The organism is Saccharothrix coeruleofusca (genome assembly GCF_017876325.1).
GTDB classification, from domain to species: Bacteria; Actinomycetota; Actinomycetes; order Mycobacteriales; family Pseudonocardiaceae; genus Actinosynnema; species Actinosynnema coeruleofuscum.
The window spans coordinates 3,423,881-3,444,241 of sequence record NZ_JAGINV010000001.1 but is presented as its reverse complement, the minus strand read 5'-3'; the positions used below and the strand labels follow the sequence as shown (position 1 = coordinate 3,444,241).

Sequence of the window (20,361 nt, the reverse complement as noted above, 5' to 3'; positions counted from 1 at the left end):
TGATCAGGTGGCCGGGAACACCACGCGGAGCCCGGACGGGTGGGGTGCGTCCTGCGGCTCCACCTCGGATGACCCGTTCAGCTCAGCCGCACCACCGGCTTGATCGATACACTGGGCGCGTGGCCCCCTCCGCCCCCGACGGAGGGGGCTTCTTCGTCGGGGTGAGCGGGCGGCGGACCGCCGACCGGCCCGCCGCCCACCGGCTCAGGACATGGCCTCGCGCAGCGAGCGCGGGCGCATGTCGGTCCACACCTCGTCCACGTGCGCGGCGCACTCCTCGCGGGTGCCGGTCGTGCCGTCCGCCCGCCAGCCCGCCGGGACCTCGTGGTGCGCGGGCCACAGCGAGTACTGCCCCTCGTCGTTGACCAGCACCTGGTAGGTGATGTCGTCCCTCATGCCGTCTCTTCCTTCCTCTCCGCGTACCGGCGCAAGGTCGGGCTGACCGTGACGAACGCCGTGACGAGTGCGATGCCCGCGGCGCACACCAGGACCGCCTGGTGCGCGGGCAGGAGTTGGGTGAGCGCGCCCCCGACCAGCGGGCCCGCGGCCCCGGCCGTGCCGACCACCACGGCCAGCACGCCGCTGAGCCTGCCGCGCAGCTGGTCGGGGGTGAGCAGGAGCTGGTGGGTGCTGATGGTGGTGTTCGCGGTGGGGGCCAGGAACGCCATCCCCGCGAACAGGGCGCCCAGCAGGTAGCCGTCGTGGACCGGGGCCGCCAGCGGGGTGAGCAGGGTGACCGCCCAGAACACCGCCGCGATGGACTTGTGCGGGCCGAGCACCCGGTGCAGCCGGGGCGCGGCCAGCGCGCCCAGCACACCGCCCACGCCCAGCATCGCGGCCATGACGCCGATCTCGGCCTTGGCCACGCCGCGCTGCTCGGCCAGCACGATCACCACGACGTAGAACGCCGTGAAGAACAGGTTCAGCACGACCGCGCACGCGGCCGTGGCGCGGACCTCCCGGTGCCGCCACACCCAGCGCAGCCCCTCGCCGATCTCCCGGAGGAAGTGGCGCTCGGCGCTCGGGCCGCGCGGCGAGGGCGGCACCCGCAGGAACAGCAGGGCCAGGAACGCCGCGCAGTGGGTGAGCAGGTCGACCAGGAACGGCAGCCAGCGGGTGACCGCGAACAGCGCGCCGCCCAGCGCGGTGCCCGCCATCTGGCCCAGCGACGAGCGCGCCGAGTTCATCGCCACCGCCGTGGCCAGCTGCTCGTCGGGCACCAGCTTGGGCAGGCAGGCGTCCTCGGCGGGCTCGAACAGCGCCCGGCACACCCCCAGCACCGCCGCCACCGCCACCATGTGCGCGACGGTGGCGGTGTCCAGCCAGATCGCCACCACCAGCCCGCCCAGGGCCAGCACCTGCGCCGCCTCGCAGGCCAGCATGATCTTCCTGCGGTCCCAGCGGTCCACCAGCGCCCCCGCGGGCAGCCCGGCCAGCAGCTGCGCGGTGGCGTCGGCGGAGAGCACCAGGCCCGCGGCCACCGGCGAACCGGTGACCGCCAGCACCAGCAGCGGGAACGCGATCATGGTGGCGCTGAACCCGACCTCGGCCAGCGCCTGGCCGCTCCACAGCAGGGTGTAGTTCCGGTTGCGCGCCAGGGGAGTGGTCACAGCGCGCCCCGGCAGTCCTCGGCGATGGCGCGCAGCGCGTCGGCGAAGTCGTCGGCGACCCGCCGGATCACGGCCTCCTCGTGCACCTCGGGGTGGAAGTACCAGAGGAACCCGAGCCGTCCGCCGCCCGCTTCGCCCACCACGTCGATCAGGTGGTGGCCCGCGTCGGCCGGGTCGTGGTCCTGGCCGATCGAGGGGTGCACCGCGCGGTAGAGGCCCTCGCCCCCGGAGCCGCCGGAGTCGAACTGGCCCAGGTAGTTGAACGAGACGGCGGGGGAGGGGCCGACCTCGCCCAGGCGGCCGTGCTCGCGCAGCGCGCTGTAGCCGAAGCCGTTGCCGGGCACCGCCCGCAGCTGCCTGCGCACCGCCTTGACCAGGTCGCGCCAACCGCCCTCCGGCACCTCCAGCGCCACCGGGTAGACCGTGGTGAACCAGCCGACGGTGCGCGACAGGTCCACCCCGTCGAACACGTCCTCGCGGCCGTGCCCCTCCAGGTCCACCGCCACCCGGTCGCCGCCGGTCCAGCGGGACAGCGCCCAGGCCAGCGCGGCCAGCAGCACGTCGTTGATCCGCGTGCGGTACGCGGCCGGGGCGCCCCGCAGCAGCGCGTCGGTGTCCTCGGCGGACAGCTGCACGGCGACGGAACCGGTCGGCCCGGACGGGGTGGCCGCGCCGGGGACCTCGGCGGCGTCCAGGGCGCGGGTCCAGTGCCCGATCTCCTCGTCCAGGCCGCCGGAGCTCACGTGCTCCTCCAGCCTGCGCGCCCACTCCTGGAACGACGTGGTCTTCGCGCCCAGGGAACCGCCCCGGTAGGCGGTCTCCAGGTCGTCGAGCAGGATGCGCCAGGACACGCCGTCCACCACCAGGTGGTGGCCCACCAGCAGCAGCAGCGGCCCCCGGTCGGGCAGCTCGAACAGCACCGCCCGCAGCAGCGGCCCCGTGGCCAGGTCGAAGCTCGCGTGGACCTCGTCCGCGACCGCCTCCATCTCCGCCTCGTCGGCCACCCGGCGCACCTCCAGCACCTCGACCGGCTCCACGTCGGCGTTGTGCTGCCGCCACTGCCCGTCCACCCGCTCGAACCGCATCCGCAGCGCGTCGTGGTGGGCCGTCAGCGCGGCCAACGCCCGCCGCAGCGCCTCGACGTCCACCGCCGGGTCGAGCTCGACCAGGTGCGACTGGTTGAAGTGGTGCGGGCTGCGGCGCTGGGAGCCGAAGAACCAGCGCTGGATGGGGGTCAGCGGCACCGGCCCGACCACCGGCGCGTCCGCGTCGGTCCGCTCGGCCTCCACCCGCACGTGCGGGGCCAGCTCGGCGATGCTCTGGTGCGCGAACAGGTCCTTGGTGCTGAACCGGTAGCCCGCCTGCCTGGCCCGCGCCACCACCTGCATGGACAGGATGGAGTCGCCGCCCAGCGCGAAGAAGCTGTCCGCCACGCCCACCTCCGGCAGGCCCAGCACGTCGGCCCACACCGCGGCCAGCGCCGCTTCCACCGGGTCGCGCGGCGGGACGTGGCTCGCGGTCAGCGCGGCGGTGAAGTCGGGCTCGGGCAGCGCCTTGCGGTCCACCTTGCCGTTGGGGCTCATCGGCAGCGCGTCCAGCGCCACGAACACCGACGGCACCAGGTAGTCCGGCAGCGTCTCGCCCAGGAACTCCCGCAGCTTGGCCGTCTCGCCCACCACGTAGGCCACCAGCCGCTTGTGCCCCCTCGCGTCGGCGCGGGCCACCGCCACCGCCTCGCGGACGTCCGGGTGGCGCAGCAGCGCCGTCTCGACCTCGCCCAGCTCGATGCGGAAGCCGCGGATCTTGACCTGCTCGTCCGCCCGGCCGACGAACTCCAGCTCGCCACCCTTGGTCCAGCGCACCACGTCGCCCGTGCGGTACATGCGCTCGCCCGGCTCCCCGAAGGGGTTGGCCACGAACCGGGAGGCGGTCAGGCCGGGGCGGTCGAGGTAGCCGCGGGCCAGGCCGACCCCGGAGACGTACAGCTCGCCGGGCACCCCCACCGGCACCGGTTGCAGCTCGGCGTCCAGCACGTGCGCCCTGGTGCCGGGGATGGGGCGGCCGATCGGCGGGATGCCGCCCGGTTCCAGCGCGCCGCTCCACGTGGCGACCACGGTGGACTCGGTCGGCCCGTAGGCGTTGACCATCCTGCGGCCCGGCGCCCAGCGCTCCACCAGGTCCGCCGAGCAGGCGTCGCCGCCCACCACCAGCGAGCGGAAGTGCGGCAGCGCCACGTCGGGCAGCGTCGCCAGCGCCACCGGGGGGATCAGCGCGTGCGTGACCCGGTACTCCTCCAGCACGTCGGCGAGCTGGTCGCCCAGCAGCGGGCCCGGTGGCGGCACGACCAGAGCCGCGCCGGCGGGCAGCGCCATGCACAGCTCCAGCACCGAGGCGTCGAAGCTGGGCGAGGAGAACTCCAGCACCCGGTCGCCCGGCCGCACGTCCAGGTGCGCCACCTCGGCCGCGGCGAAGGTGGCGATGCCCCGGTGGGTGACCACGACGCCCTTGGGCCTGCCGGTGGAGCCGGAGGTGTAGATGACGTAGGCCGGGTGGTCGGCCCCGACCACGACCTCGGGGTCGGTGTCCGGGCAGGACGCGGTGTCCACCGGGCCGTCCAGCACCAGCAGCGGCTTGGCGTCGTCGAGCATGAACGCGATCCGCTCGGCCGGGTAGGACGGGTCCACCGGCAGGAACGCGGCACCCGCCTTGAGCACGGCCAGCTCCGCCACCAGCAGCTCCACCGAGCGGGGCAGCCGCAGCGCCACGATCCGCTCCGGCCCCGCGCCCCGCGCCAGCAGCCAGTGCGCCAGCCGGTTGGCCCGCGCGTTCAGCTCCGCGTAGGAGAGCTCCTGCTGACCCACCAGGGCGGGCGCGTCGGGCGTGCGGGCCACCTGGGCCCGCACCAGCTCGGCCAACGGCGTGGCGGGCAGCCCCCGACCGGTGTCGTTCCACGACGCCAGCAGCGCCGACTCGGACTCCGGCAGCACCGGCAACATCCACAGTGGACGGTCGGCGTCGGTGGCGATGCCGCGCAGCAGCACCGACAGGTGCTCGGCCAGGCGCACGACGGTCGAGGAGTCGAACAGGTCGGTGTTGTACTCGATCGACCCGGCCAGGCCGCCGTCGGGCTCCTCGGTGAACTCCACGGTGACGTCGAAGGCCGTGGAGACCACCGGCTGGGCCACGTCCTCGGCGTCCAGCCCGGCGAACCCGGCCGCCTGCGGCGCGTTCTGCAGCGCCACCACCGCCTGGAACAGCGGCGTGCGGCTGGTGTCGCGATCCGGCTGCACCGCGTCCACCACGCGCTCGAACGGCACGTCCTGGTGGGCGAAGGCGTCCAGCACCGTCGCGCGCACCCGGTCCAGCAACTCCGGGAAGCGGGCCTGCGGGTCGATCCTCGCGCGCAGGGCGAGCGTGTTGACGAAGAACCCGACCAGGCCCTGCACCTCGGGCCGCTCGCGCCCGGAGGCCACCGTGCCCAGCGCGAAGTCCTCCTGGCCCGACCAGCGGTGGAACAGCACCTGGCAGGCCGCGACCAGCGCGGTGAACAGCGTGCCGTCCCGACCGCGGGCCAGCTCGCGCAGCGCGTCGGCGATCTCGGCGGGCACCGCGAACTCCACCTGCGCGCCCGCCGAGGTCTGCACCGGCGGTCGCGGGCGGTCGGTCGGCAGCTCCAGCGCGGGCACGTCGGCCAGCTGCTCGCGCCAGTACGCCAGCTGCCGCTCCAGCGGCTGCCCGCGCTGCCACGCCGCGAAGTCGACGTACCGGACGGGCGGCTCGGGCAGCGCGTTCCCGGCGTAGAGCTCGGCCAGGTCGCCGATGAGCACCCCGCCGGACCAGCCGTCGGTGATGATGTGGTGCATCGTCAGCGCGAGCACGTGCTCGTCCGGGGCGACCCGCACCAGCGCCGGGCGGAACAGCGGGCCCTCGGTCAGGTCGAACGGCTCCACCGGGGGCAGCGAGTCCAGCACCGGCAACCGCACCTCGTGCGGCGGGCGGACCACCTGCACCGGCAGCCCGTCCACCGCCGGGAACACCGTGCGCAGCGACTCGTGCCGCGCCACCAGCGCGGTCAGCGCCCGCTCCAGCCTCGGCACGTCCAGCTCGCCGCGCAGCCGCACCGCCAGCGGCGTCGCGTACTCGGTGCCACCGGGGGAGAACTGGTCCAGGAACCACAGGCGCTGCTGGGCGAACGACAGCTCGAACGGGCCGTCGCCGTCGACCCTCGGGATGACCTCGGCGGGACCGGTTCCCGACAGGGCGGTGGCCAGCGCGCCCACCGTCGGGTGGTCGAACAGCGCACGGGGCGACAGGTCGCCGCCGAACTCCTCGCGCAGCCGCGACACCACGCGGATGCTCAGGATGGAGTCGCCGCCCAGGGTGAAGAAGTTGTCCCGCGCGCCGACGCGGTCCAGGCCCAGCACGTCCGCCCACACCCGCGCCACCACCTCTTCGGCGGGGGTGCGCGGCTCCACGTACTCGTCGGAGGCGTCGCGCTCGGGCGCGGGGAGGGCGGCGCGGTCGAGCTTGCCGTTGTTGTTCAGCGGTAGGGCGTCGAGTGCGACGAAGGCGGTGGGCACCATGTAGTCGGGCAGCGACCGGCTCGCGTGCTCCCGCAGCTGCGCTGAGGTCGCCGAGCCCACGACGTAGGCGACGAGCCGCTTGACCTCCGGCTCGTCCTCGCGGACGACGACCGCCACCTGCCGCACCTCGGCGTGGGCCTTGAGCACGGCTTCGATTTCGCCGGGTTCGATGCGGAAGCCGCGGATTTTGACTTGGTGGTCGGCGCGGCCGTGGTAGTGGAGTTGGCCGTTGTGCCAGTGGGCGAGGTCGCCGGAGCGGTACATGCGTTCGCCGGGTTGGCCGTGGGGGTTGGCGATGAAGCGGGAGGCGGTCAGGCCGGGGCGGTTGAGGTAGCCGCGGGCCAGGCCGGGGCCTGCGACGTAGATTTCGCCGATGACGCCGGGGGGTACGGGGTGCAGGTCGTCGTCGAGGAGGTAGACGCGCAGGTCGGGGATGGGGGTGCCGATGGTGTTGTCGTGGTGGAGGTGGGCGTGGGTGACGTGGACGGTGGTTTCGGTGATGCCGTACATGTTGATCAGTGCGGCGGGGTGGTTCCAGTTGTGGAGTTTGCGGATGTCGAGTGCTTCGCCGCCGAAGATGACGTAGCGCAGGTGCAGGTCTTGGGGTTGTTCGGCGGTGAGTTGGTAGAAGGCGGAGGGGGTCTGGTTGAGGACGGTGACCTTCTCGTCCCGCAGTAGTTGGGCGAACTCGCGTGGGGAGCGGGAGACGGTGTGGGGGACGATGACGAGTCGGCCGCCGTGCAGTAGGGGGCCCCATAGTTCCCAGACGGAGAAGTCGAAGGCGTAGCTGTGGAACAGGGTCCACACGTCCTGGGGGCCGAAGTCGAACCAGTGTCGGGTGGCGGAGAACAGCCTGCCGACGTTGCCGTGCGGGATGATCACGCCCTTGGGCTTGCCGGTGGAGCCGGAGGTGTAGATGACGTAGGCGGGATGCTCCGGCCGCAGCGCCACCTCCGGGTTCTGCGCGGGGTGTGCTGAGAGGTCGGGAATCCGGTCCAGCGTCACGACCGGTCGGGCGTCGTCGACCATGCCCTCCACGCGGTCGGTGGGGTAGTCGGGGTCGATGGGCAGGTAGGCCGCGCCGGACTTGAGCACGCCCAGCACTGCGACGACCAGGTCGAGCGAGCGGGGGAACTTCAACGCCACCAGGCGTTCCGGACCCGCGCCCAGGCCGATCAGGTGGTGCGCCAACCGGTTGGCCCGCTCGTTCAGCTCCGCGTAGGTCAGATGGCGGCCTTCACAGGTGACCGCCACCGCGTCGGGGGTGCGGGCGACCTGGGCGGCGAACAGCTCGGGGATGGTGCCGGTGGGCGCGTCGACCACATCACCGTTCCACTCCACCAGAACCTGCTGCCGCTCCTCCTCCGACACCCACGGGAGCTCCGCCAGCGTCCGGTCGGGATTCTCGCCCAGACCCGTCAGCAGCAGTCGCAGTCTGCCCGCCAACCGCTCGACGGTCGCCGCCTCGAACAGCTGCGGGTCGTAGGTCAGCTCGACGTGCAGCGCGTCGTCCACGTGCGCGCGCACGGTGAGCGGGAACGTGGTGGTGTCCAGGCCGTCCAGCACGTGCACCTGCGGGCCGTGCGGGTCGGCCGCCTCCACGGGGTAGTTCTCGAACGCCAGCAGGCTGTCGAACAACCGGGAGCCGGTCCACGACCGCAGCTGCGCCAGCGAGACGAAGTCGAACCGGCGCGAGTCGGTCTGCGCCTCCTGCAGCCGCTTGAGCCACCGCAGCGCGGGCTCGTCGCCGTCCACCGACACCCTGGTCGGCACGGTGTTGATGAACATGCCCACCATCGACTCCACGCCGGGCAGCTCGGCGGGCCTGCCCGAGACGGTGGTGCCGAACACCACGTCCCGCTCGCCCGCCGTCCTGGCCAGCAGCAGCGCCCACGCGCCCTGCACGAGCGTGTTGACGGTCAGGCCGCCCGCCCGCGCCACCCGGTCCAGGTCGGCCACCGGCAGGTCCAGCAGCACCTGGGCGCTGGACTCGGCGCGGTGCGCCTCGACCGGCGGGCGGTCGAACGGCAGCGGCGTCGGCGTGGTGAAACCGTCGAGCACACCGCGCCAGTGCGCTTCGGCCTCGTCCTGGTCCTGCTCGGCCAACCAGCCAAGGTAGTCGCGGAACGGCCGCCGGGCCACGACTTCCGCACCGCCGCCGTACTCCGCCAGCACCTCGCCGAACACCTGCGCGGTGCTCCAGCCGTCCAGCAGCACGTGGTGCGAGGTCCACAGCAGGTCCACCTCGTCGTCCGAGACCCGCCCGATCGCCAGTCGCATCAACGGCGGCGCGGTGAGGTCCACCCCCGCCGCGGCGTCGCGCGCCACCAGCTCGGGGGTGATGTCGGTGAACTCCACCGGCACGACCACGCCGCGCCGGACCACCTGCACCGGCTGGTCCACGCCCTCCCACACGATGCCGCTGCGCAGCACGGGCGTGCGGTCCACGACCTTCTGCCACGCCGCAGCCAACCGCTCCGGGGAGTCCACCTTGGACAGTCGCACGCGCACCTGGTTGAGGTAGGCGGTGCTGTCCCGGTCGACGAGGCTGTGGAACAACATGCCCGCCTGCAACGGGGTCAGCGGGTAGACGTCCTCCACGTCCGGGTCCGCGATCCGGTCCACCTGCTGCTGGGTCAGCCGGGCCAGCGGGAAGTCCGACGGCGTGCGGCCGAACGCCTCGGGGGAGGCGCAGTGCGTCGCGATCCCGCGCAGCGCGTCGAGCATCCGGTCGGCCAGCGCCCGCACGGCCGCCTCGTCGTGGACCCGCGTCGAGTACTCCCAGTCGACCAGCAGCTCGCCGCCCTCCACGGCGGCGGTGATGTCGAGCAGGTGCGGGCGGGTCAGGTCGTCGGGCACCTCCCTGCCGGTGTCCCCGGCGCCGATCCCGCCGGACTCCCACTGGCCGAGGTAGTTGAAGCACACCCTGGGCAGCGCGCCGGTCAGGCCGCGGTCGGCGTAGCGCAGCGCCTCGTAGCTCAGGCCGCGGTGCGGCACGGCCCGCAGCTGCTCCTTGACCGACTTCAGCGCCGTGCCCCAGTCGCCGGGTGGCAGCTCCAGCGCCACCGGGAACTGGCTGGTGAACCAGCCCACGGTGCGGGACAGGTCCACGCCGTCGAACAGCTCCTCGCGGCCGTGGCCCTCCAGCGCCACCAGCGCCCTGCCCTCGAACGCCGCCGCCAGCGCGGTCAGCAGCACGTCGTTGACCTGTGTCCGGTATGCGCGAGGCACGGCGTGCAGCAGCGCGTCGGTCTCCTCGCGCCCCAACCGCACCGACACGCTGCGCGCGGTGCCCGCGGTGGTGGGCACCGGCTCCTCGGTCGGGACGGCGGCCCAGTGCGGTAGCGCGTCGTCGAATCCCCCGGCGGCGACGTGGGTGTTCAACCGCCGCGCCCAGCCGCTGAACGGCGTGCTCTTCGGGCCGAGCTCGCCGCCGCGGTAGGCGGTGTCCAGGTCGGCCAGGATGATCCGCCACGACACCGCGTCCACCACGAGGTGGTGCGCGGTCAGGAACAGCCTGCCGCCGGGGAGCAGCACCGCGCGCAGCAGCGGTCCGTGCCGCAGGTCCAGGCCCGCCCTGGCGCGGTCCGCCTCGGCGGCCACGTCGGAGGTGGTGGCGACGCGGAAGACCTCGCCGTCCTCGACCTCGGCGACCTGCTGCCACCACTGGCCGTCGCGGAAGCTGAACCGGGTGCGCAGCGCGTCGTGGTGGGCCACCACCGCGCGCACCGCGTCGCGCAGGGCGGGCACGTCCACCTCGCCCAGCTCCACCAGCACCGACATGGTGAAGTGCGCCAGCGGCCCGTGCTCGGCGAAGAACCAGCGCTGGACCGGGGTCAGCGGCGCCGGTCCGGCCACGGCCTCGTCGGCTCGCGGCCCGTCCTCGGCGGTGACCGCGAGCGCCAGGTCGGCGACGGTCTGCCGGAGGAACACGTCCTTGGAGGTCAGCCGCATCCCGGCCTGCCGGGCGCGGGAGACCACCTGCATGGACAGGATGGAGTCGCCGCCCAGGGCGAAGAAGTTGTCGTGCGCGCCGACCTTCTCCACGCCCAGCACCTCGGCCCAGATCGCCGCGAGTTCGGTCGCGATGCCCGGTGCGGGTGCGACGTAGCCGCTGTCGCCGCCCTGGACGGTCGGTGCGGGCAGCGCCCGGCGGTCGACCTTGCCGCTGGGCGAGACCGGCAGCGCGTCCAGCGCCACGAACACCGAGGGCACCAGGTAGTCCGGCAGCCGCTCCTTCAGCCACGCCGCCAGATCTGCCGCCGCGCCGACGGTGTAGGCCACCAGGCGCTGGTGGCCGTTGACCTCCCGCGCCGCCACGGCCGCCTGCGCCACGTCGGGGTGGGCCAGCAGCGCGGCCTCGACTTCGCCCAGCTCGATGCGGAAGCCGCGGATCTTGACCTGGTCGTCGTTGCGGCCGAGGTATTCCAGGGTGCCGTCGGGCAGCCAGCGGACCCGGTCGCCGGTGCGGTACATGCGGGAACCGGGTTCGCCGAAGGGGTCGGCGACGAACCGGGACGCGGTCAGACCGGGCCGGGCGTGGTAGCCCCTGGCGACCTGCGGGCCTGCCAGGTACAGCTCACCGGGCACCCCGGTGGGCACCGGGCGCAGGTGCTCGTCCAGCACGTGCGCGACGAGGTTGGCCAGCGGGCGGCCGATGACCGGGTGGTCCCCGGTGACCTCGCACGAGACCGCGTCCACGGTGGTCTCGGTGGGGCCGTAGAAGTTGTGGGCCCGCGTGCGGGAGGCGGCCAGCTCGCGCCACAGCGGTGGCGGCAGGGCTTCGCCGCCCAGCATCAGCAACCTCGGCGCGTGCTCGCCGTCGAGCAGTCCGGCGGGGATGAGCTGCTGGACGTAGGACGGGGTGAGGTCCAGGAAGTCGATCCGGTGCTCGCGCACGTACCGCACCAGCGCCGACGGCTCCAATCGCACCTCGTTGGTGAGCACGTGCAGCTCGTGGCCGTCGGCCATGAGCAGCGGCCCTTCCCAGGAGGTGTCGAAGGAGAACACCGCGGACAGGGCGACGCGCAGGTGTTCGGTGGCGAAGTCTTCGCGGTGGTTGTGCAGGAGGTTGACCAGGTGTCTGTGCTCGACCACGACGCCCTTGGGCTTGCCGGTCGAGCCGGAGGTGTAGATGACGTAGGCGGCGTTGTCCGGCCGCAGCGGCACCTGCGGATCGGTGTCGGGCTGCCCGTCCAGGTCCGGCCACGACACCAGCACCATCGCCGGGTCGGCGTCGCTGAGCAGGAAGCCGACCCGCTCGCGCGGCAGGTCGCGGTCCACCGGCAGGTACACCGCGCCCGCCTTGTGCACGCCCAGGATCGCGGTGACCACGTCCGCCGAGCGCGGCAGCAGCACCGCCACGGCGCGCTCCGGGCCCGCGCCGCGACCGATCAGCCAGTGCGCCAGCCGGTTGGCCCGCGCGTTCAGCTCGGCGTAGGTGTAGCGGGTGTCGCCGCACACCAGCGCGGTGGCGTCCGGTGTCCGGCGGACCTGCGCCTCGAACAGCGCCGGGTAGGTCGTGGCGGGCACCTCCAGCGCGACGCCCCGGTTGTCGGGCTCGTCGCCCAGCAGCAGGCAGTGCTCGGCCATCGGCCGCCGCGGCGCGGCGGTCACACCGGCCAGCAGCGCCAGCAGGTGGCGGGTCATCCGCTCGACGGTGGCCGCGTCGAACAGGTCGGTGCTGTACTCGACCGCGCCGCGCAGCCGCCCGTCGGACTCGCCGAACTCGAAGGTCAGGTCGCAGGTCGAGGTGGTCAGCGGCAGCGGCACCTCGGACACCCGCAGGCCGGGCAGCTCGGGCACCTCGCTGCCGGTGTTCTGCAGCAGCACCATCACGTCGAACAGGGCGTTGCGGCTGGGGTCGCGGTCCGGGCGCACCGCGTCCACCACCCGCTCGAACGGCACGTCCTGGTGCGCGAAGCCCTCCCGCACGGTCTGCCGGACCTCGGCCAGGTACTCGTCGAAGGACCGGTCCAGGTCCACCGAGGAGCGCAGCACGACGGTGTTGACGAACAGACCCACCACGTCGTCCAGCTCGGCCCGGCCGCGCCCGGACACCGCGGTGCCCACCGCGATGTCGTCCTGGCCGGTGTAGCGGGCCAGCAGCACCTGGCAGGCCGCGACCAGGGCGGTGAACAGGGTGTCCCCGCGCCGCCTGGCCAGCTCCTTCAGCGCGGCGGCGAGGTCGGAGGGCACGGTGAACTCGTGCATCGCGCCCGCCGTGCCGCGCACCGCCGGGCGCGGGCGGTCGGTGGGCAGCTCCAGCGGCGCCACCCCGGCCAGCCGCTCGGCCCAGTAGTCGACCGGCGGGTCCTGCCGCCAGGCGGTGTAGTCCACGTACTGCACGGCGAGCGGCGGCAGCTCCCGCCCCGCGTACAGCGCGCCGAGGTCGCGTGCCAGCACACCGGTCGACCAGCCGTCGGTGACGATGTGGTGCAGGGTCAGCACCAGCACGTGGTCGTCGTCGGCGACCCGCACCAGCCGCGTGCGCAGCAGGGGGCCGCGGCGCAGGTCGAACGGCGTGGTCACCTCCTCGCGCAGCACCTGCTCCCAGGAGCCCTCCTCGACGTGCAGGTCGACCGCGAAGGGCTCGTGCACGACCTGCACGTCGTCGTCGAACGTCGTGCGCAGCGACTCGTGCCGCGCCACCAGCCCGTCCAGGGCCCGGCGCAGCGCGGCCAGGTCCAGCTCGCCGCGCAGCCGCAGCGCGGTCGGCGTGACGTACTCCGTGCTGCCCGGCTCGAACTGGTCCAGGAACCACAGCCGCCGCTGGGCGGGGGACTGGGGGTGGACGCCACCGCGCGGGATCACCGGAATGGCGTCCACCCCCACCAGACCGGAGATCGCGGTCGCGAGTCCGGACACCGTGGGGTGCTGGAACACCGCGCGCGGCGAGAGCTGCACGCCGAACGCCGTGCGGAGCCGGGAGGTCAGCCGGATGCTGAGGATCGAGTCGCCGCCCAGGCCGAAGAAGTCGTCGTGCGCGCCGACGCGCCGCACGCCGAGCACCTCCGCCCAGATGCCCGCGATGGTGCGCTCGGCCTCGGTGCGCGGCTCGACGTGCGCGGCGTCGCCGGTGAACTCCGGTTCGGGCAGCGCACGCCGGTCCAGCTTGCCGCTGGGGGACAGCGGGAGCGCGTCGAGGGTCACCACCGCGGCGGGCACGAGGTAGTGCGGCAGCGCGCGGCTCAGCTCCGCGCGCGGGTCGGTCTCCGGTGCGCCGACGACGTAGCCCACCAGCCGGTCGTCGCGCACGACCACGGCGGCCTCGCGCACGCCCGGCACGGCCAGCAGCGCCGCTTCGACCTCGCCGGGTTCGATGCGGAAGCCGCGGATCTTGACCTGGTCGTCGTTGCGGCCGAGGTATTCCAGGGTGCCGTCGGGCAGCCAGCGGACCCGGTCGCCGGTGCGGTACATGCGGGAACCGGGCTCGCCGAAGGGGTTGGGCAGGAACCGGGAGGCGGTCAGGCCCGGCCGGTCCAGGTAGCCGCGCGCCACCTGGGCGCCCGCGAGGAACAGCTCGCCGGGCACCCCCGGCGGCACCGGTCGCAGGTCGGCGTCCAGCACGTACGCGGCCAGGTTGTGCAGCGGGCGGCCGATGACCGGGCGGTCGCCGGTGATCTCGCACGCCACCGAGTCGACCGCGACCTCGGTCGGCCCGTAGTAGTTGTAGCCGGTGACCTGAGACGCGGCGATCTCCCGCCACAGCGCGGCGTCGACCGCCTCGCCGCCGAGCATCAGCTTGCGCACCCCGGACTCCAGCAGACCCGCCCGCACGAGCTGGCGGGCGTAGGACGGGGTGAGGTCGAGCACGTCGATGCCGTGCTCGACCACGTAGGCCACCAGCGCGGTCGGGTCCAGCCGCAGCTCGTCGTCGATGACGTGCAGCTCGTTGCCCGCCGCCAGGAACAGCAGCCCCTCCCACGAGGTGTCGAACGAGAACGTGGCGGTGACCGCGAAGCGCAGGCGTTCGGACATCAGGTCGGCGCGGTTGGCGTGGAACAGGTTCGCCAGCTGCGCGTGCTCGACCACGACGCCCTTGGGCTTGCCGGTCGACCCGGAGGTGTAGATCACGTAGGCCGCCTGGTCGGGCCGCAGCGCCACCTCCGGCGCGGTGTCGGGCTGGTCGGCGGTGTCCGGCAAGGACTCCAGCACCAGCGCGGGAGCGGCGTCCGCGAGCAGGAACGCGATCCGGTCGGCGGGCAGCTCCGGGTCGACCGGCAGGTAGACCCCACCGGCCTTGAGCACCGCGAGCAGCGCGACCACCAGATCGGCCGAGCGCGGCATCCGCAGCGCCACGGTGCGCTCCGCGCCGATGCCGAGGGCGATCAGGTGGTGCGCCAGGCGGTTGACCCGCGCGTCCAGCTCGGCGTAGGTCAGCCGGGTGTCGCGGAACACCAGCGCGGTGGCCTCCGGCGTCCGGCGCGCCTGCTCGGCGAAGACCTCCGGGAACAGCGCCGGGGGGAACGCGGTCGCGGTGCTGTTCCACTCCACCAGCACGCGCCGCCGCTCGTCCTCGGACAGCCACGGCAGCTGCGCCACCCGCGCGTGCGGTCGCCGGGCGATGCCCACGACCAGCTCGCGCAGCCAGGTGGCCAGGCGCCGCGCGGTGGCCTCGTCGAACAGCTCGGGGTCGTAGGCCAGGTCCAGGTTCAGCCGGTCGGTCACCGAGGCGGTCAGCGTCAGGGGCAGCGTGGTGTTGTCCACCGCCTCCACCTCGACCACCCTCGGCGCGTCGCCGCCCTGGTCGAACGGGTAGTTCTCGAACACCACCACGCTGTCGAACAGCCGGGTGCCCGCCCAGGACTGGATCTCCGCCAGCGAGGTGTGCTCGAACCGCCGCGACTCGCTCTGCGCCGCCTGCAGCTCCCGCAGCCACACCGCCACCTCGGCCTGCGCGTCCACCGACACCCTGGTGGGCACGGTGTTGATCAGCATGCCGACCACGGACTCGACCCCCGGCAGTTCCGCCGGGCGACCGGAGACCGTGCTGCCGAACACCACGTCCCGCTCGCCCGACACCCTGGCCAGCAGCAGCGCCCAGGCGCCCTGCACCGCGGTGTTGACCGTCAGCCCGGCCCGCCGCACGGCCCCGCCCAGCTCGTCGGCGTCCAGCGCCAGACGCACCGACGCGGTGCCCTCGGCGCGGTGCGCCTCGGTGGGCGGGCGGTCGAAGGGCAGCGGCGTCGGGCCGTCCACATCGGACAGCACGGCGCGCCAGTGCGCCTCGGCCTCGGCCCGGTCCTGCTCGGCCAGCCAGCGCAGGTAGTCGCGGAACGGTCTGCGCGCGGGCAGCCTGGCGGGGACGCCGCCGGTGATCGCGCGGTAGTGCTCCAGCACCTCGGCGAACACCTGGCCCGCGCTCCAGCCGTCCATGAGCACGTGGTGCGAGGACCAGACCAGCTCCACCCGGTCGTCCGGCAGCGGCGTGATGCCCACCCGCAACAGCGGCGCGACGGCCAGGTCGAACTCGCCCGACACCTCGTCGGCGCGGGTGACCGGCAGGTCCACGCGGCGGTGCACCACCTGCACCGGTTCGGCCACGTCCTGCCACACCACGCTGGTGCGCAGCACGGGCGTGCGGTCCACCACCCGCCGCCACGCCTCGGCCAGCGCGTCCGGGTCGGCGACGCCCTCCAGCACCAGCCGCATCCGGTCCACGTACGCGCCCGGCTCGACCAGGCTGTGGAAGACCATGCCCGCCTGCAGCGGCGTGAGGCGGTAGATGTCCTCGACCTCGGGGGTGGCCAGCCGGTCGACCTGCTGCTGGGTCAGCCGGGCCAGCGGGAAGTCCGACGGCGTGCGGCCGAAGGCGCCGGGCAGCGCGCAGTGCGCCACGATTTCGCGCAACGCCTCCGCCACCCGCTCGGCCAGCCGCCGCACGGTCGCCTCGTCGTGCACCTCCGGCGAGTACCGCCAGGTCAGCTCCAGTTCGCCGCCCTCGACCAGACCGGTCACGTCCAGCAGGTGGCCGCGCGGCCGGTCCGGCGCGACGTCCTCGCCCGCCGAGTCGCGGCGCGCCCGGTACAGGCCCTCCGAGGTGCCGCCCACGTCCCACTGGCCGTGGTAGTTGAAGGAGATCTCGGGCAGCCGCCCGCCCACGTCCAGGGCTTCGAAGCTCAAGCCCTTGTGCGGCACCGCGCGCAGGGCCTCCTTGACCGCCTTGAGGGTCCGCCCCCAGTCCTCGGCCACCGGCAGCACCACCGGGAACTGCGTGGTGAACCAGCCGACGGTGCGCGACAGGTCCACGCCGTCGAACAGCTCCTCGCGGCCGTGGCCCTCCAGCGCCACGCTCACCGAGTCCCGGCCGGTCCACTCGGCCAGCGCCCGGCCCAACGCGCTCAGCAGCACGTCGTTGACCTGCGTCCGGTACACCGGGGGAACCTCGTGCAGCAGCGCGTCGGTGGTCCGGCGGTCCAACCGCACCGACAGCAGCCGCGTCGAGCCCTCCGCGCCCACGCCGTCGTGGTCCACCGGCAGCCGCTCCGGCTCGGGCAGCGAGCGCCAGTGCGGCAGCGCGTCGTCCAGCGCGCCGGACGCGACGTGCTCGGCCAGCCGGTGCGCCCACTCGGTGAACGGCGTGCCCACCGGCTCCAGCGGTTCCCCGCGGTAGGCGGCCTCCAGGTCGCCGAGCAGGATGCGCCACGACACGCCGTCCACCGCCAGGTGGTGCACGGTCAGCAGCAGTCGGGGCGGCGTGCCGGTGAACAGCACCGCGCGCAGCAGCGGCCCCCCGGCCAGGTCCAGGTCGCGGCGCGCGGCGCGGGCGCCCGCTTCGACGTCCGCGTCGGATTCGACGCGGAAGACCTCGGCGGTCTCGGTGTCCGCGACCTCCTGGACCCACCGCCCGTCGACCTCGCGGAACCGCAGCCGGAGCGCGTCGTGGTGCCCGACCACCGACCGCACGGCGGCGCGCAGTCGCGCGTGGTCCACCTCCGGGTCCAGCTCGACCAGCAGCGACATGGTGAAGTGGCGCAGCGGCCCGTGCTCGGCGAAGAACCAGCGCTGGATCGGGGTCAGCGGCGCGGGACCGCTGAACAGCCGCACCTCCGCCGGGGCCTGCTCGGCGACCCCGGCCACCAGCGCCAGCTCGGCCACGGTCTGGTGCCGGAACACGTCGCGCGAGCTGAGCCGGAACCCCGCCTGGCGGGCGCGGGAGACCAGCTGGATGGACAGGATGGAGTCGCCGCCCAGCGCGAAGAAGTTGTCGTGCGCGCCGACCCGCTCCACGCCCAGCACGTCGGCCCAGACGCGCGCCAGCGCCACCTCGACCGGCGTGCTCGGCGCGACGAAGTCGCCCTCGCCCTTGACCTGCGGGGCGGGCAGCGCTCTGCGGTCGACCTTCCCGTTGGGGGTCAACGGGATGCGGTCCAGCTCCACGAACGCCGACGGCACCTGGTACTCGGGCAGCGTGCGCTTGAGGTGCTCGCGCAACGCGGCGTGCGCGACCGGGGACGTGGTCACCACGTAGCCGACGAGCCGGGCGTGGCCGTCGTCGTCACGGGCGACGACGGTGGCCTCGGTGACGTCCGGGTGGCTCAGCAGCGCGGCCTCGACCTCGCCGGGTTCGATGCGGAAGCCGCGGATCTTGACCTGGTCGTCGTTGCGGCCGAGGTATTCCAGGGTGCCGTCGGGCAGCCAGCGGACCCGGTCGCCGGTGCGGTACATGCGGGAACCGGGTTCGCCGAACGGGTCGGGCAGGAACCGGGACGCGGTCAGCCCTGGCCGGTTCAGGTAGCCGCGGGACACCTGCGCCCCGGCGATGTGCAGCTCGCCCGCGACGCCCACGGGCACCGGCTGGAGCTCTTCGTCGAGCACGTAGGCGCTCAGGTTGCTCAGCGGACGGCCGATGACCGGGCGGTCCCCGGTGACCTCGCACGACACCGCGTCCACGGTGGTCTCGGTGGGGCCGTAGAAGTTGTGGGCCCGCGTGCGGGAGGCGGCCAGCTCGCGCCACAGCGCGCCGCCGAGGGCTTCACCGCCCAGCATCAGCAACCTCGGCGCGTGCTCGCCGTCGAGCAGTCCGGCGGGGATGAGCTGCTGGACGTAGGACGGGGTCAGGTCCAGGAAGTCGATCCGGTTGCGCCGCACGTAGTCCACCAGCGCGGTGGGCTCCAAGCGGACGTCGTCGGTCAGCACGTGCAGCTCGTGGCCGTCGGCCATGAGCAGCAGACCTTCCCAGGAGGTGTCGAAGGAGAACACCGCGGACAGCGCGACGCGCAGGTGTTCGGTGGCGAAGTCCTCGCGGTGGTTGTGCAGGAGGTTGACCAGGTGTCTGTGCTCGACCACGACGCCCTTGGGCTTGCCCGTGGAGCCCGAGGTGTAGATGACGTAGGCGGCGTTGTCCGGCCGCAAAGGTAAGCCGGGACTGGTGTCCGGGCAGGAAGCGGTGTCCACCGCACCGTCCAGCACGAGCACCGCACCGGAATCGTCGATCAGGTGCCGCCTGCGCAGCTCGGGCAGTCCGGGATCGACCGGCAGGTAGACCGCGCCCGCCTTCAGCACGCCGAAGACGGCCACCACCGCGTCGACCCCGCGCGGCAGCGACAGGGCGACCACCTGCTCGGGCCGCACACCCCGTCCGATCAGCCAGTGCGCCAGGCGGTTGGCCCGCGCGTCCACCTCGGCGAAGGTCAACCGGTCGGTGCCGCACACCAGCGCGGTGGCCTCCGGCGTCCGGCGCACCTGCGCCTCGAACAGCGCGGTGAACGTGGTCTCGGGCACGTCCAGCGCGGTGTCGTTCCAGTCCCGCAGGAGTCGGTGGCGCTCCGGCGGGGTCAGCAGCGGCAGCGCCCCCACCGGCCGGTCCGGCTCGGCCGTCACGCCCTCCAGCAGCACGACCAGGTGCTCGCCCAGCCGTCGCACGGTGGCCGCGTCGAACAGGTCGGTGCTGTACTCCACCAGGCAGTGCAGCCCGGCGTCGCCCTCGGTGAAGTCGATGCTCAGGTCGAAGTTGGCGGCCTGACGGGTCATCGGGTGCTCGCTGACCGCCAGGCCCGGCAGCACGGGCAGCGCGCGCCCCGCGTTCTGCAGCACCACCATCACGTCGAACAGCGGCGTGCGGCTGGGATCGCGCTCGACGCCGACCGCCTCCACCACGCGGTCGAACGGCACCTCGTCGTGGGCGAACGCGTCCAGCGCGGTGTCCTTGGCGGCGGCCAGCAGCTCGGTGAACGGGCGCGCGGTGTCCACCGAGGACCGCAGCACCACCGTGTTGACGAAGAAACCCACCAGCCCGGCCAGCTCCGGCCGGTTGCGCCCGGCGGTCACGGTGCCGATCGCGATGTCGTCCTGACCGGCGTAGCGGGCCAGCAGCACCTGGCAGGCCGCCAGCAGCGCGGTGAACAACGTCGCGTCGTGCGCTCGGGCCAGCTCGCGCAGCCGGTCCACCACCCCGGCGGGCACGGTGAACTCGTGCGCCGCGCCCGCCGAGGTGCGCTCGGCGGGCCGGGGCCGGTCGGTGGGCAGCTCCAGCGGCGCGGTGCCCCGCAGCCGGTCGCGCCAGTGGTCCAGCTGCCGCTCCAGCGGTCGCTGCCGCTGCCACACCGCGAAGTCCGCGTACTGCAGCGCGGGCGGGGCCAGCACCTCGCCCCGGTACAGCGCGCCCAGCTCGTCGGCCAGCACCCCCAGCGACCAGCCGTCCACCACGATGTGGTGCGAGGTCAGCAGCAGCACGTGGTCGTCCTGGGCCAAGCGCACCAGCAGCGCCCGGAACAGCGGGCCGCGCCCCAGGTCGAACGGCTGCGCCACCTCGGCGCGCAGCAGCTCCTCCAGCGCCTCGGGCGCGCAGTCCACCACCGGGACCGGCAGGTGGGCGTCGGCGTGCACCACCTGCACCGGCTTGCCGTCGGTGTCGACGAACGAGGTGCGCAACGACTCGTGGCGCTCCACCAGCCCGCGCAGCGCCCCGGTCAGCAGCGGCACGTCCAGCCCACCCCGCAACCGCAGCGCCAGCGCGCTGTTGTACTCGGTGTCCTCGGGGCTGAGCTGGTTGAGGAACCACAACCGCTGCTGGCCCAGCGACAGCGGCAGCGGCTCGTGGCGCGGCGCGGGCGGGATGACGTCGGCGTGCCCGACCTTGCCCGCCAGGCGGTCGCGCAGGCGTTCCCGCAGGTGCGCGGGGAGGGCGGAGATGCGGCTTTGCTTGGAGGACGTCATCGTGTGTG

Annotated in this window: 3 protein-coding genes; all 3 read right to left on the bottom strand. The window is 73.8% G+C overall.

What is annotated here, in order from left to right; translation table 11 throughout:
* Window positions 1–204 precede the first annotated feature (204 nt).
* The 3 genes from JOF41_RS15490 to JOF41_RS15480 are packed head-to-tail and all read right to left on the bottom strand — an operon-like array spanning window position 205 to window position 20,353.
* On the bottom strand, window positions 205–396 hold the full coding sequence (locus JOF41_RS15490) for an MbtH family protein (protein WP_189227424.1): 192 nt from the start codon (window positions 394–396) through the stop codon (window positions 205–207).
* The gene (locus JOF41_RS15485; RefSeq protein WP_209619792.1) at window positions 393–1,610 is read right to left on the bottom strand and encodes an MFS transporter; all 1,218 of its coding nucleotides are present in this window, start codon (window positions 1,608–1,610) and stop codon (window positions 393–395) included. The genes JOF41_RS15490 and JOF41_RS15485 overlap by 4 nt, the downstream gene beginning before the upstream one ends.
* Window positions 1,607–20,353, bottom strand: a complete 18,747-nt coding sequence (locus tag JOF41_RS15480) for a non-ribosomal peptide synthase/polyketide synthase (RefSeq protein ID WP_209619790.1) — start codon at window positions 20,351–20,353, stop codon at window positions 1,607–1,609. Before JOF41_RS15480 ends, JOF41_RS15485 begins: the two co-directional genes overlap by 4 nt.
* Window positions 20,354–20,361: the final 8 nt, after the last annotated feature.

Excerpts from the sequence above, each read along its gene's own strand:
- JOF41_RS15490 (WP_189227424.1), bottom strand. The coding sequence starts at position 396 with ATGAGGGACGACATCACCTACCAGGTGCTGGTCAACGACGAGGGGCAG.
- JOF41_RS15480 (WP_209619790.1), bottom strand. The coding sequence starts at position 20,353 with ATGACGTCCTCCAAGCAAAGCCGCATCTCCGCCCTCCCCGCGCACCTG.